11 protein-coding genes and 1 tRNA gene are annotated in these 13600 nt (G+C 62.6%); 6 read left to right on the plus strand and 6 right to left on the minus strand.

The genetic code is table 11. The features are described 5' to 3' along the window. Positions 1 to 44 precede the first annotated feature (44 nt). Positions 45 to 926 (minus strand): LysR family transcriptional regulator, encoded by an 882-nt coding sequence (locus RBB16_RS07950; protein ID WP_306045653.1) that lies wholly within the window; start codon positions 924 to 926, stop codon positions 45 to 47. A 116-nt stretch (positions 927 to 1042) separates the two neighbouring features. On the opposite strand from RBB16_RS07950, the gene RBB16_RS07955 reads away from it, so the two are divergent. Continuing rightward, positions 1043 to 1417: a RidA family protein gene (locus RBB16_RS07955; protein WP_227435030.1), complete on the plus strand. Its 375-nt coding sequence runs from the start codon at positions 1043 to 1045 to the stop codon at positions 1415 to 1417. Between the two features lie 218 nt (positions 1418 to 1635). On the opposite strand, the gene RBB16_RS07960 is transcribed toward RBB16_RS07955, so the two are convergent. From RBB16_RS07960 to RBB16_RS07970, 3 genes are read right to left on the minus strand one after another with little or no spacing between them, the layout of a single operon-like run. Continuing rightward, positions 1636 to 2139, minus strand: a complete 504-nt coding sequence (locus tag RBB16_RS07960) for a GAF domain-containing protein (RefSeq protein WP_306045654.1) — start codon at positions 2137 to 2139, stop codon at positions 1636 to 1638. Then, positions 2132 to 3235 carry a Xaa-Pro peptidase family protein gene (locus RBB16_RS07965; protein ID WP_306045655.1) on the minus strand — a complete coding sequence of 368 codons (1104 nt, stop codon included), beginning with the start codon at positions 3233 to 3235 and terminating at the stop codon, positions 2132 to 2134. The genes RBB16_RS07960 and RBB16_RS07965 overlap by 8 nt, the downstream gene beginning before the upstream one ends. After that, a complete protein-coding gene (locus tag RBB16_RS07970; protein WP_306045656.1) occupies positions 3232 to 3963 on the minus strand; it encodes a GntR family transcriptional regulator in 732 nt (243 codons plus the stop codon). The genes RBB16_RS07965 and RBB16_RS07970 overlap by 4 nt, the downstream gene beginning before the upstream one ends. Before the next feature lie 79 nt (positions 3964 to 4042). Between RBB16_RS07970 and RBB16_RS07975 the strand changes: the two genes are divergently transcribed. The 5 genes from RBB16_RS07975 (at position 4043) to RBB16_RS07995 (ending at position 11260) form a co-directional block, all read left to right on the plus strand. Continuing rightward, a complete protein-coding gene (locus RBB16_RS07975; protein WP_306045657.1) occupies positions 4043 to 5029 on the plus strand; it encodes a sugar ABC transporter substrate-binding protein in 987 nt (328 codons plus the stop codon). Positions 5030 to 5098: 69 nt separating this feature from the next. Beyond that, positions 5099 to 7126: a hydantoinase/oxoprolinase family protein gene (locus tag RBB16_RS07980; protein WP_306045658.1), complete on the plus strand. Its 2028-nt coding sequence runs from the start codon at positions 5099 to 5101 to the stop codon at positions 7124 to 7126. Beyond that, on the plus strand, positions 7123 to 8823 hold the full coding sequence (locus RBB16_RS07985) for a hydantoinase B/oxoprolinase family protein (RefSeq protein WP_306045659.1): 1701 nt from the start codon (positions 7123 to 7125) through the stop codon (positions 8821 to 8823). The genes RBB16_RS07980 and RBB16_RS07985 overlap by 4 nt, the downstream gene beginning before the upstream one ends. Then, the gene (locus tag RBB16_RS07990; RefSeq protein ID WP_306045660.1) at positions 8820 to 10328 is read left to right on the plus strand and encodes a sugar ABC transporter ATP-binding protein; all 1509 of its coding nucleotides are present in this window, start codon (positions 8820 to 8822) and stop codon (positions 10326 to 10328) included. The genes RBB16_RS07985 and RBB16_RS07990 overlap by 4 nt, the downstream gene beginning before the upstream one ends. Continuing rightward, entirely contained in the window at positions 10325 to 11260 is a 936-nt protein-coding gene (locus tag RBB16_RS07995; protein WP_306045661.1) for an ABC transporter permease, read from the plus strand. The genes RBB16_RS07990 and RBB16_RS07995 overlap by 4 nt, the downstream gene beginning before the upstream one ends. 402 nt (positions 11261 to 11662) lie before the next feature. Here the strand turns inward: RBB16_RS07995 and RBB16_RS08000 are convergent. Together RBB16_RS08000 and recJ are read right to left on the minus strand one after the other, a co-directional pair. Next, positions 11663 to 11737, minus strand: a tRNA-Glu gene (locus RBB16_RS08000). A 117-nt stretch (positions 11738 to 11854) separates the two neighbouring features. After that, positions 11855 to 13600 (minus strand): single-stranded-DNA-specific exonuclease RecJ, encoded by a 1746-nt coding sequence (gene recJ, locus RBB16_RS08005; protein WP_306045662.1) that lies wholly within the window; start codon positions 13598 to 13600, stop codon positions 11855 to 11857.

The following is a 13600-nucleotide window of genomic DNA, read 5'->3' on the forward strand; positions in this document are numbered from 1 at the left end:
CAGGCAAACGCAAAGAAATTGAATTTGCTTCAGCAATGCTGAACTTAGTGGTCCACGCCCGTGATCCGCGCCAATCGGATCGATTCCACCAGCGCCCGCGCGGCGGGGGTCAGCATCTGCCGGGGTTGGGTGATCAACCAGACCTCTCGCCGTGCCCTGACATTGGCCAGCGGCAGAAAGGCCAGATCGGTGAATTCGGGCAGCACCACCAGCCGGGGCAGCACGGTGATACCCACACCAGCCTTGACCAGCCCCAAAAGCGAGGCGGTATTGCGCACCATCAGCCGGGCACTATCGAGGATGGGCGCAAACCCTTCGTCCCGGATCTGGCTGCACAAGCCATTGGCGATGAAGTCGATCCCCTCCAGATCCGACCATGTCAGCTGGTCCCAGTCTTTCGCCAGAGGATGGTCGCGGCGGCAAATCACGCCGAACCGGTCGGAAAACAGCGGGCGGCAGTCGAACCCCTGAAGCGCGCCGATGCTGGCCAGACCGATATCGGCCCGCTCTGCCTGCAAGTCCTGGTGCACGGCGGCGGAATCCATGTCGGCCATGTCGATGCGCACATTCGGGTGGTCCTGAAGGAAGCGATGCAGGATCGGCGGCAGAACCGATTGCGCCAGCGACGGCGTGACCGACAGCCGGACAAAGCCAAGCTCTGCCCGAGACAACCCCTCGATGGTGGACACCGTGCGGTCGAAGTGGTCCAGCTCTCGCCGCGCCTCGTTGTGGATCAGTTGGCCAAGCGGCGTCAGGCGCGATTTGCGGGCCGTTTCGAACAGGGGGGCGCCGATATGGTCCTCGAATTGCTTGAGCATCATTGACACGGCAGAGGGCGTGCGCCCCAGAACCGCCGCCGCATCGGCAAGCGAGCCTTGGTCCACGACAGCCCGGAAACAGCGCAGCATCTCGATCTTGATGGACATGGGTCGCTCCGAATTTCAATTTTGCTGAATTAGATTCCACAAATTTGAGCCTGTTGCAATCCGGGGTGGGGCGCTATGCCTAACCGCGTTCGAAACGCAACTGGACCTCCCCTCCCATGAACATGATGACCTCCCCCGCCGCTCCCGTGACCAAGCTTGGCGGTTCCTCCCGTTTTTCGGCAATCGCCGTGCATAACGGCCTCGTGCACCTCGCCGGCCAGGTGTCCCAACTGGAAGACGGCGATATCGCCGCGCAGTCCCGCGACGTCTTCGCCAAAGTCGACGCGCTGCTGGCCGAGGCCGGTGCCGCCCGTGAAAACCTGATCTCGGTCCAGATCTGGCTGCGCGAAATGGAAGACTACGCCGGCATGAACGCGGTTTGGGACGAATGGGTGTCCGACATCACCCCGCCCACGCGCGTCTGCGTCGAGGCCCGCATGGCCAAGCCGCATTACCGCATCGAAGTGCTGGCCCTCGCCGCCATCGGGTGAAACACTCCTGCCGCTGATCTCCCCCCCGGTCGGACAGGGTCCGGTCGGGGGTTTTCTGAGGGGCACTTCGCACGCGGGCGAAGAATAGCGAGTGGACCGTTGTCAGACATGACGATCTCGAAGGCAAAGAAGCAGGTGCGCGGACCCGAGCATAAGCGTAGGGGGAAGGATTGCGTCACGTCAGCACCCGGATGCCAAGCGCTCCTGACGTTTGGGGTTCAAACTGCGGCTTCCGGGGAAAGGCTAAATGCCAGCAAGGATGGAAGGTTCAAACGCTCCAGCGATTCCAACCTTGACCTGGTGTAGAAACCGGCCTCGTGCAGCATGTTCACGGTGCCAATGAAATCGCCCCGCAGCATCACGGGAATGTTCACCACGGACCCCAGTCCGAGCGACTCGATGAATTCATGGTCGGGAAAGACATCGGAGAAACCTTCGACCGAGTTGGCGACGAAAACCTCGCGCTGCATGATCACGATGTCTGTCCAACGATTGGGAATGATGGTCTTCAGGCCCGAGACGGGGTAGTTCTTTTGATCGCTGGTATAGATGCGGGCTGCAACGCCGCCTTCGGTGCTGTTCATCCTGAACACGGAACAGGAAAAAAGCCGGTGGCCAACGACGTCCTGGCACAGGCGCTCGAGCTCGGGGAAGAGGCTTGTCCACTGGTCCTTGCGAACGACTTCGCTGAAGCGCTGTAGCGGGGGGAAGTGGTCAAGCATAGGTCTTCAGCTCCCTGTCGAAGCCGGTCAGGCAATCATGGCCTGTCTCGGTCATCAGAATGTCGTCCTCGATCCGCACCCCGATCTCCCCATCTCTGTAGAGACCCGGCTCGATGGTGAAGACCATTCCGGGCTGTAGCGTCTCAAGATTTGAGGAGACAACGGTTGGGGCTTCATGGACCTCACGTCCAAGGCCGTGCCCCGTCTTGTGAAGGATCATGTCGGCATAGGGCGACGCAGCGAGCACCCCCGTCGCAGCCGAATCGACAGCGCCGATGGCATCCCCCGGTCGGGCAGCGGCGCGCCCTGCCTGGTTGGCCGCTAGAACGGTTTCATAGATCTTTGCGTGTTCCTCAGGCGCATGGTCACAGAAGACCGTCCGCGTGATATCGGCATGCATGCTGCCCCAACTGGCGCCAAAGTCGATCAGCAGGGCATCGCCCGGGCCAATGGTGCGCGCACTTGTGTCGCCATGTGGGTTCGCCGCTTCTTCACCGCTCAGCACGATTGGCTCAAAGGCAAATCCCGTCGCCCCATGGGCCAGCATTGCAGCTTTCAGACGCCCCGAGATTTCATGCCCGCTGTGCCCGCAGATTCCGGCCATGAGCGTTTCCTCGAGGGCCGTTTCGCTTATCTGGATCGCCTGGCGGAGCTCTGCGATTTCCGTATCGTCCTTGAGAAGGCGGAGCCTTGCCAATGTCGGATCGGCATCGTGCAAGGCGTCGGCACCAAGAGCGCGGGCAAGCGCACGGTATTCGCTGGCGCGCATGCGCAACCCTTCGATGCCGAGCAGTCCGCCGCGCCCGATTCTGTCCGACAGCGCTGCAAAAGCCGATTCCGGCCGGTCGGAATCGTGCCAGTAGACGGTGATGGCGTCAGGCATGGCGGCAGACCATTTCTGGCGCTCCAGCGACGGCATCATCGCCAATGACTCTCCATCCGCGGTCAACACGTAGAGGGTCGGTCGTTCCATGAGGTGCAGGTTGACCCCGGTCAGGTAGGCGAGATTGGGGCCGGGCACGAAGGCCGCCGCCGCAAGGCCGGCCTCGCGGAGAAGCCGGGCGGCCCTGTCGCGCCTGTCTTTCAGGGTGGTCATGCCCCATCTCCGATATGCAGATCCATGCCATGGCCGAAGCGAGGGCCGAGTCCAGCCTGGATGACGCGGGTCTCAAACAGGATCGAATCGCGCACGGCTGCATCCGCAGCCTCAGGGTCACCTGCTGCCATGGCCTCAACGACGGCGGTCAGTCGGCGCACCGCCTCGTTGCGGTCCGCCCCCACAAGATGCGGGAAGAAGTAAAGCAGCTTCATGCGCACCGACGCATCCTGCGCTTCGAGAAAGTATTTTTCGAGGAAGCGGTTACGGGCCTTGGCAGCGATATGTCGGAACAGTCCTAGCTGCGCGCGAAAGGCGGGCTCCACCGCGCCATCCGCTAGGCTTTCGGCATAGGCGTCCACGAATGGCGCCAGTTCCGATTGGTCGATCTTGCCATGTTGAGCTGCCGCACGCACCAGCCCCCGCGACAGCAGGATGAAGGTGTCGAGAAAAGCCGCCTGGTTGTCGAGTGACAGGGGGGCAACGATGGATGTCCGGTTCTGCAGGAACTGAACGAAGCCCTCGTTGGACAGGAGCAGCAGCGCCTCTCGAATCGGAGTGCGCGAGACTTCGTACTCCTTGGCCAGCGCGACTTCGTCGAGCGCGGAGCCAGGTTCCAGGTGCAGCCATTGGATGGCCTCCCTCAGTTTGTCACGCACGAGGATTGCGCCGCGCTTCTTCCGCTCTGGCGCGGTCTGGGTCGGGGGGGTGTTGGGTTTCTTCGTCATAAAATTATTCTTGCATAAAGTTTGCATAATGTGCAAGGCTGAAGGTGAAGATGACAGAAACTTTCCTTGGGAGGTGAAGATGAACACCCTGAAAACAACGCTTCTGGCCAGCGTGGCCGCGCTCTGCGCAGTCGGGGCCGCTTCGGCTGATGGAACCATCGCTTACTTCGCCTCGGCTTCTCAGAACGGGTTCAGCCAGGCCACATTCGAAGGGATCCAGGCGGCTGCGGCAGGGCGCGGCTATGATGCGGAGATGCTCGATGGTCAGTTCGATGCGGCGCTTCAATACGCGCAGATCGAGGACGCGCTCGCGTCGGGCCGTTTTGTCGGGATGATCATCGCGCCCAACGACTCGGTTGGAATCACCGGGGCGGTGGAGCAGGCGGTTGCCGAGGGTGTTCCGATCGGCACGGTGCTATTCCCCGTCGGCCCGGATCTCAATTCGCTGGAACCGCAGGTCGAGGGCCTGACGGTGACGGCGGCCTCTCCCCCCGTGGCCGGGGCGACCGTTCAGGCCGAAGCGGTGGTCGCGCATTGCGCCGATCTCGATCCCTGCAACGTGGTCATTATCATCGGCGCGAGGATCTTCCCCTTCGACAATCTGCGTCTTGAAACCTTCGAGGCTGTGCTTGGGCAGCATGAGAATATCGAGGTGGTTGCCGTTGGCGAGGGATACTATTCGCCCGATCCGAGCCTTCAGGCAATGACGGATATCCTCCAATCCAACCCGGAGGTTGATGTGGTTCTGTCGAATGCGGACCAGCATCTTGTCGGGGTGGAAATCGCGCTTGAATCGGCGGGGATGGACCTCGCGGAGGTCTACCTGTCCGGCGGCGGCGCTGCCGCGATTGCCATCGAGGCGATTCGAGAGGGCAGGTGGGACGCGACCCTCGCGTATTTCCCGCGCACCATGGGCGCGCTGGCAATGGAGCAGATTGCGAATGCAATCGAAGGCGAGCCTGTGACCCACGCCATCAACATGGACGAGGCAGGCCCGATCGAGGCGATGATCGACCGCGCCGTGCTCGACGCAAACCCCGAATTCGTGGGTGAGTGGGAACAATAAAGTCGTCCGGCATCCGGGGCGTGCAAGTCGGTGCGTCCCGGCGGATTTCAAGACAAAGGGGCCAATCCCGTGACCAAGAAATACCGCGTGTCCGCTGATATCGGCGGCACTTTCACAGATATTGTCTATCAGGATGTGTCGACCGGGCGCTGCGGCGCAACCAAGGTGCTGTCGACCCCGGACAATCCCGCGCTGGCCGTGCTCAAGGGCATTGACGAGGTGCTTGGCGAAGACGGCGAGCTGGCATTCTTCGTCCATGGCACGACCGTCGGTCTGAATGCCCTGCTGACGCGGCGGGGGTCCAAGGTTGCGCTCGTCACCAACGAGAACTTCCGCGACATCTACACGATCCAGGGCAATGACCGGGGCGAGATCTTCTCGATCCAGTGGAACAAGCCCGAGCCGCTGACCGCGCTGGAACACACCTATACCGTTGGCGGTCGCCTGGCTGCGGATGGCGCGGAACTGTCCCCGGTGCGCCTGTCGGATCTGGACGCGCTGGTGACAGCCTGCGCGCGCGAAAACTACGAGGCGATTGCCGTATCGCTTCTGTTTTCCTTTAATAACCCCGCGCACGAACAGGCGGTTGGTGCCTACCTGAAGGAGCGTCTGCCGGATGTGCAGATCGTGCTTTCGCACCAGGTATCGCCCGAGTGGCGGGAATTCGAGCATACCTCGACAACGGTCACGGACGCCTATCTTGCCCCCGTCGTGCGGAAATACATCGCCACGCTGCAACGAGAAATGGGTGACCGCCTGCCCGAGGATGGCACGCTGCACGTGATGGAATCGAACGGTGGCGTGATGACCGCCGCGACGGCATCGGAAACCCCGCTACAGACGCTTCTTTCCGGTCCGGTTGGCGGAGCTATCGGCGGCAAGGCGCTCTCGGCGGCAACCGGGCGGGGCAACCTGATTTGTGTCGATATGGGAGGCACCTCCTTTGACGCTTCGCTTGTGATCGACGGTCTGCCCTCGACCTCGAACGAGGCCAAGCTGGAAGGTCTGCCGATCCAGATGTCGGTGGTCGATATCCACGTGATCGGCGCAGGTGGCGGGTCCATCGCCTGGACCGAGGCGGGCGCGCTGCGTGTCGGGCCGCAATCGGCGGGCTCCAAACCCGGCCCGGTCTGCTATGGCCTTGGCGGAACTGAACCTGTGGTTTCGGATGCGAACCTCGTTCTTGGGCGGCTGGACGGCGCCAACTTTTCTGGCGGTGAAATGACGCTGGACCGCGACGCAGCGGCGGATGCGCTGGCCTTGCTGGGACAGGGCTTCGGCATGAATGCCGAGGACATGGCGCAGGGTGTCATCGACATCGTCAATGCCAAGATGGCAGACGCGATCAGAACAATCACCATCCAGCGCGGTATCGACCCGCGTGACTTCTCGCTGGTGGCCTTCGGCGGGGCGGGGCCCGCGCAGGCGGCGGCGCTGGCCGAAGAGCTGGAAATCGGCGAGGTCATCATCCCCGTCCATCCCGGAGCATTCTCGGCCTGGGGCATGTTGCAGACCGATGTGCGGCACGACTTCAAGGAAACGCTCTACAGCTTCTGGGACCAGATCGAGGTGGCCACCATCGAAGAGGCGTTCGAGCGGCTGGCGGAAAAAGGGCGAAGCTTCCTGTCTGACGAGGGCATCGGCGGCGATCGCATCGGCTTCGAACGCGCGATCGACTTCCGCTATTACGGGCAGGAATACGTGCTGACGATCCCGCTGCCCGACGGCCCCATCGACATGGATGCGGTTCGCGCCGATTTCGATGCGGCCTATGAACGGCAATATGGTCACAGCAGCCCCGAAAACCGGGTGGAAATGGCCAATATCCGTCTGGCAGCGCTCGGTCGGCTGGACCGACCAGACAACGCCCCTCCTGAACGCGCCGAAGCACGTCCGGCACGGGAACGTCCCGTGTGGTTTGCTGGCACCCCCAAACCCACGGCCATCATCGACCGCAATAGTATTGCCGAGGGCGACAGCGTGCACGGCCCGGCCATCATCGAGGAAGTGACCTCAACCACCCTTCTGCCGCCCGGATGGACAGCCCGGCTGATCGACGGCGGCCACATGACCCTCACCAAGGAGGCGATGGCATGACCACCGCAGACCCGATCACCACCGAAGTTGTCCGCAATTTCGTCATCTCCTGCGCCGAGGACATGAATGCCTCGCTCTGGCGGTCTGCCCATTCGGCGATCATCTACGAGGGCAAGGACAGTGCGGTTGCGTTGATGGACGAGAATGGCAACATGCTCGGCCAATCCACCGGCGTGCCGCTGTTCATCGGGGCCATCGACGTCTGCGTGCGTCATGTGAAAGCCTATTATGAAGATGACATCCATGAGGGCGATGTCTTCATCATGAACGACAGCTACATGCAGGGCACCCACCTGCATGACGTGACCGCCATCGGCCCGATTTTCCACGAGGGCGATCTTGTGGGCTTCGGCGCGGCGCGCGCGCACTGGAACGATATCGGCGCGATGGACCCCGGCTCGACCATGTCCTCGACCAATATCTACCAGGAGGGGTTGCGGCTCGGGCCGACCCGGATCGTGTCGCGGGGCAAGCCGGTGCGCGAATGGTATGATCACCTGAAGCTGAACACCCGGCTGGAAGGCGCCACCATCGGCGACCTGGGTGCGCAGATCGCGGCAATCCGCACGGGTGAACGGCGTCTGGGGCAGCTTCTGTCCAAGATCGGCGCCGATACCTATCGCGCCGCCTGCCAGAACATCTTTGAACAGGCGCGGCAGCTGGATCGAGAGGCCATCGCCGCGATCCAGGATGGAACGTGGAGCCGCGAGGGCTATCTCGACAACGACGGGGTCGGGACCGACCCGGTGAAGGTTGCGCTGACCCTGACGGTGAAGGGAGAGGAGCTGATCGTGGACCTGACCGGCACCTCTGGCCCGGTCGCGGGCTCGGTCAACTGCGGCGCAAGCCAGACCGAATCCCTGCTGCGGCTGGCCTACAAGACCATGATCTCACCGGAACGCGCGATCACCGGTGGCTCCTTCGAGACGATGAGCGTGATCCTGCCCGATGAATGCATGTTCAACGCCGGCGAACCTGCGGCCTGCGAATGGTATTTCACCGGGCTTGGACTACTGGCGGATCTCTTTATCTCCTGCCTGTCCGAGGCGATGCCGGAACGGTCCACCGCCGCGCATTACGGCGACTCGATGGTGGTGGGGTTCTTCTCGGTTGACCCCAAGCGGGGCCAGTGGATCTCGATCGAACCGACGGCTGGTGGCTGGGGCGGACGTGCCGACAGCGACGGGGAAAGCGCGCTGATCAACCTCGTGAACGGGGGCTTCCGCAACATCCCTGCCGAAGTAATGGAAACGAAATTCCCCGTGAGGCTGGAAGAATTCGCGATGCGCCCCGACAGTGCCGGACCGGGCCGCAACCGTGGTGGGCTTGGGGTCATCCGACGCTACAGGATGCTGGAGGACTGCTATGGCGCGATCTGGTTCGAACGGTCGCGGACCCCGGCTTGGGGCCTGAATGGCGGTGGCGAGGGCAAAGGCCCCGAGGTCAGCATCACCTTCCCCGATGGTGAGGCGGAAACACCGCTAAAGATGCGCGCGCGCGCCCTGCCTGCCGGAACGGTGGTTGAGACCAAGACCGGCGGTGGCGGCGGCAATGGCAATCCGATGGAGCGCGCTTTCGACAAGGTGGCGCGGGACGTGCGGCGCGGGCTTGTCAGCCGCGAGGCTGCGAAAGCCGACTACGGCGTGGTCATCGCCGATGACGGCACCGTGGACATGGCCGCTTCGGTGGCCCGGTGAACACTGGCGCGCTTCTCTCCCTGCGCGGCGTCGGCGTCCGGTTCGGTGACGTTGACGTGCTCTCCGGGGTGGATCTCGATATCCGCCCCGGAGAGATCCACGGCCTGATCGGAGAAAACGGCGCGGGAAAGTCGACTCTGGGGAAGGTGATCGGTGGATACTACCGCGCGACGAGCGGGGCAATTTCCGTCGATGGCCGTCACCAGGACAGATGGGACACCCCAACCGCGTTGGAAAACGGTGTTGCGATCATGCATCAGGAACTTCAACTGGTGCCGGCGCTTAGTGTGGCACAGAATGTCTATCTTGGACTTGAAGAGAACTGGTTCGGCCTGTTGCGACGGTCCGAGCGGTCGCGTCTGGAGATGCTGATGGAGGACAGCGGGCTGCGGCTTGACCCCGACGCACCTGCTGCGAGCCTGACCATAGCCGAACAGCAGAAGGTCGAGGTTCTGCGCGCTCTGGCACGCGAGGCGCGCGTGATCGTGATGGATGAGCCGACGGCGGCCCTTTCCAAGACCGAAGTGGATCAGTTGCACCGCATCATGCGCAGGCTTCGCTCCGAAGGGCGTTCCGTCGTCTACGTCACCCATTTCCTGAACGACATTCTGGAGGTCACCGACAAGGTGACCGTTCTGCGCAATGGTGAACTGGTCAAAACCGGCGAAACGGCGGATGAGAGCAAGCAGTCGCTCGTTTCGGCGATGCTGGGCGGCGTCAAGTCGGAAACGCTCTATCCTCCAAAGCCCCGCGATTTCGGAGACGTGCTCCTGTCGGTTCGCGATCTGAAATCCCCCAACGGGTCAAATGTCGAGCGGCTCGATATTCGGGCCGGAGAAATCGTCGGTTTCGCAGGTCTGATGGGCGCTGGCCGCACCGAGATCGCCCGCGCCATCACCGGCGCGGATCCGAGCACGGGAACGGTAGAGGTGGCAGGAAAGCCATTGACGGAACGCTCGATCCGCGCCGCGACCGAGGAGGGGCTCGTCATGGTCCCCGAGGATCGACGCGGGCAGGGACTTGTCATGACCTTGCCCGTGCGCGCAAATATCTCGCTGCCGCACCTCGCCCGGTTCTCGCGGGCCGGGATCGTGGACAAGAAGGGAGAATGGGCCCTCGCAGAGCGGTTGATCGACCGATTCAGCGTGCGTCCTGCCATCGTCGACGGAGACGTGTCCAACTATTCCGGCGGCAACCAGCAGAAGGTTCTGATCGGCAAATGGCTGGCGGGGAATCCGAAGGTCTTGATCCTCGACGAGCCTTCTCGTGGGGTGGACGTGGGTGCACGCGAGGCCATCCACGCCGAAATTGCACGGCTTGCCCGGGAAGGCGTCGCGATCCTCGTCATTTCCAGCGAGATCGACGAAGTGCTCGGGCTGGCAACGCGTGTCTTTCTCGTCGATGACGGTCGGCTGGTGGATGAAATCGACCCCGATGAGATCGGCGAGGCCGAGGTTCTGGCCGCGCTCTTCTCACATCAAGGATTCAAGGATAGCGTGGCATGACCAGAGCAAAAATGGCCAAATTCCTGCAGACTTATGCGGTGCTGATACTCATCGTGATCCTGATGGGGGTTCTGAGCTTTGCCTCCGACAGTTTTCTGACAACCCGCAATCTGCTCAACATTCTCAATCAGAATGCGCCTTTGGCGATCATGGCCTCGGCGATGACTCTGGTGATTATCGCTGGTGGCTTCGACCTGTCCGTCGGTGCGATCTTCGCCATCGGGTCGGTGGTCTCGGCATGGCTTGCGGTCAATGTGAACCCCTATCTCGGCCTGCTGCTGGCCCCCTTTGTCGGGCTTGCGCTCGGCTATGCAAACGGGTTGGCCATCACCTTGCTTCGGGTGCATTCATTTCTTGCAACGATTGCTACTGCCTTGATCTTCAAGGGCATTGCCATTGCGCTGTCTGACGGGAGGCTCATCTCAGCCCGGATCGAGGGCTTCACTTGGCTGGGACGAGAACGTTTCTTGGGCGTCTTCAACGCGGTCTGGCTGATGGCGATCTTCGCTTTGGTGCTAAGCTTTGCGCTGACACGCACGACCTTCGGGCGGCAGGTTCTGTCGGTTGGTGGCAACGAGGAGGCTGCGATCCTGTCTGGCATTCGCACCAAGCGTGTGAAGATTGCAACCTTTGCGATCGCAGGTTTCGCCGCGGGTCTGGCCTCGATCATCACCACCTCGCGAGTGGCGCTTGGGCAGGCCTCTGCAGGCGAGGGAATGGAGCTGCAGGCCATTGCCGCTGTGATCCTCGGAGGCACCAGCATCTATGGCGGACAAGGCGCAGTCTGGCGCTCGGTCGCGGGGGTGTTCCTGCTGGCCCTGGTTAGCAATGGCTTCAACATTCTCAGCCTCGACCCGTTCCTGAGGGATCTGACGACCGGGATCATCATCCTTGCGGCCGTCGGGATCTCGGCGATGGGACAACGAAGGTAGGCCACCTTCGCCACGCAACAGCAAGCATTGGCGAATGCGGAATTGCCCCACAGGATTGCTTTGAGTGTGATGAAACCCATCCCTCACTGTGCAAGTTCATTTCGGAGAAACGCGTTCCTAACCCTGATGGTGATGGCGTTTTCGGAAGCCGCTCAGATTTCGGCGAGACAATGTGCGTCTATGAATGGAACGAGGGGCCGCGCAACTTCAGTTGCGTGAGAATCGAGTTTTAGCGCAATATCTGGGTAAAGGCGGTCTGCGAAACCCACTTCATAACTCGCATCCAGCATCTTTCGGCTGCAGATGATCTTTGGGGCTTCAAGCCTTAGTGAGGGATGTTGTGAGGGGAATGAATCACAGACCCAAATTACTAAAGTATTGCAACCATTTATCGGGGTGAGGTGGCAGCCCGTAGGGGAATCGAACCCCTCTTTCCAGGTTGAAAACCTGGCGTCCTAACCGATAGACGAACGGGCCACTCTTGATTGCCAGCGGGCGGTCAAGGCCGCGTCGTGTCTGGCGTGAGGCGGTGTTTATGAAATGCCCGAGAGCCGCGCAAGGGGAAAAAACATGCGTGGCGCAACTTTTTTCCGGTCAGGCGGGGGCGGCGTCTTCCAGCTTCAATTGCAAGCTTTGGCGACCGTTCCAGTGGTTCACTTCGATCCGCCCGGCAAGGTGAAAGGGGCGGCCATTGTGGTTCTCCAGCATGTCGGAAAGCCCCGTCGCGCGGGCGTTGAAGGCGATGGCATCCATCACCACCGGGCCGCCGTCGGAAAAGCTCAGTTTCAGGTGGCCGTCGCCCACGGGCTTGGTGAAGCGGATGGTCTGCGCGGGAAAGGCGAATCGCGGGGCAGAGGCTCCGGCACCATAGGGGCCTGCGGCCTCCAGCATCTCGATCAGCTCGACCGTGGCCCCGCCCGGCATCAAAAGCCCGTCAATGCGCAGATCGGCCGGCCCGGCATCGCCTGCGCCCTGACGGGCCAGCAGGTCGGACAGACGCTCCATGGCTGGTTCCAATTGTGCCCGCGTCAGCGAGAGCCCTGCGGCCATCCGATGCCCGCCGCCCTTGGTGATCAGCCCCTCGGCGGCCAGTTTCTGAATCGACGCACCAAGGTCCACGCCTGCGATGGACCGGCCAGACCCCTTTCCCTCATCACCATCGAAGCCTATGACCACGGCGGGGCGGTTGGTGGCCTCTTTCAGGCGGCTCGCGACGATGCCGACAACGCCGGGGTGCCAGCCATCTTCGGCGGCCCAGACCAGCGGCGCCTCCAGCCCGCGCGCCTCGGCCTGTTCGAGGGCGGCATCACGGACGCGGGTCTCGATCTCTCGCCGGTCGGTGTTGAGGTCATCGAGCAGCTTGGCCAGTTGCATGGCCTCGCCCATTTCAGCGGTTGCCAGCAGTCGCGCACCCAGATCGGCCTGGCCGATCCGTCCGCCCGCATTGATGCGTGGCCCAAGCACATAACCCAGGTGATAGGCGGAGGGCGCGCGATCCAGCCGCCCGACATCGGACAGCGCCACAAGGCCGGGGCGATTGCGGCGCGCCATGACTGTCAGACCTTGCCGCACGAAGGCGCGGTTGACGCCGGTCAGCTGCGCGACATCGGCAACGGTGGCCAGTGCCACGAGGTCGAGCATCGCCATCAGGTCGGGGCCGGTGGTGCCGTCGGCGCGCATCTGGCGGTTGGCCTCGACCAGCATCAGGAAGACAACGGCAGCGGCACAGAGGTGCCCGAGAGATCCGTCCTCGTCCTGCCGGTTGGGGTTAACCACGGCCACGCAATCGGGCAGGTCGGCGCCGCCAAGGTGATGATCCAGCACGATTACATCTGCGCCTTTCGCGGCGGCAATAGGGCCATGTGAGAGCGTTCCGCAATCGACGCAGATGATGAGGTTGTGGTCACGCGCCAGCGCCTCCATCGCCTCTTCATTGGGGCCATAGCCCTCGTCGATCCGGTCGGGGACGTAGAGCGTCGCGCTCCGCCCCATCTGGCGCAGCCAGTCGATCAGCAACGCGGCAGAACTGCCTCCGTCGACGTCGTAATCGGCAAACACGGCGATCCGTTCGCGGGCCTTAACGGCCTGCAGAAACCGCGCGGCGGCGGTTTCCATGTCTTTCAGGGATCGTGGATCGGGCAGCAGGTCCCGCAGGGCAGGGGCCAGAAACCCCTTGGCCGCCTCGGGCGCAACACCCCGCCGGGCCAGCACCCGCGCCACGGGGGGCGGCAGGTCGGCCTGTTGGGCCAGTGCCTCGGCCAGCCGTTCCTCGCCCGCGCTTAGCCCGACCCACCGGCGACCGGTGATCGAGCTTTCAACGTCGAGGAAGGCCTGCGCCAT

The organism is Nioella sp. MMSF_3534 (assembly GCF_030732985.1).
In the GTDB taxonomy this organism is placed as follows: Bacteria; Pseudomonadota; Alphaproteobacteria; order Rhodobacterales; family Rhodobacteraceae; genus Nioella.

Excerpts from the sequence above, each read along its gene's own strand:
- RBB16_RS07950 (WP_306045653.1), bottom strand. The coding sequence starts at position 926 with ATGTCCATCAAGATCGAGATGCTGCGCTGTTTCCGGGCTGTCGTGGAC.
- RBB16_RS07955 (WP_227435030.1), top strand. The coding sequence starts at position 1,043 with ATGAACATGATGACCTCCCCCGCCGCTCCCGTGACCAAGCTTGGCGGT.
- RBB16_RS07960 (WP_306045654.1), bottom strand. The coding sequence starts at position 2,139 with ATGCTTGACCACTTCCCCCCGCTACAGCGCTTCAGCGAAGTCGTTCGC.
- RBB16_RS07965 (WP_306045655.1), bottom strand. The coding sequence starts at position 3,235 with ATGACCACCCTGAAAGACAGGCGCGACAGGGCCGCCCGGCTTCTCCGC.
- RBB16_RS07970 (WP_306045656.1), bottom strand. The coding sequence starts at position 3,963 with ATGACGAAGAAACCCAACACCCCCCCGACCCAGACCGCGCCAGAGCGG.
- RBB16_RS07975 (WP_306045657.1), top strand. The coding sequence starts at position 4,043 with ATGAACACCCTGAAAACAACGCTTCTGGCCAGCGTGGCCGCGCTCTGC.
- RBB16_RS07985 (WP_306045659.1), top strand. The coding sequence starts at position 7,123 with ATGACCACCGCAGACCCGATCACCACCGAAGTTGTCCGCAATTTCGTC.
- RBB16_RS07995 (WP_306045661.1), top strand. The coding sequence starts at position 10,325 with ATGACCAGAGCAAAAATGGCCAAATTCCTGCAGACTTATGCGGTGCTG.
- recJ (WP_306045662.1), bottom strand. The coding sequence starts at position 13,600 with ATGGCGCAGGCCTTCCTCGACGTTGAAAGCTCGATCACCGGTCGCCGG.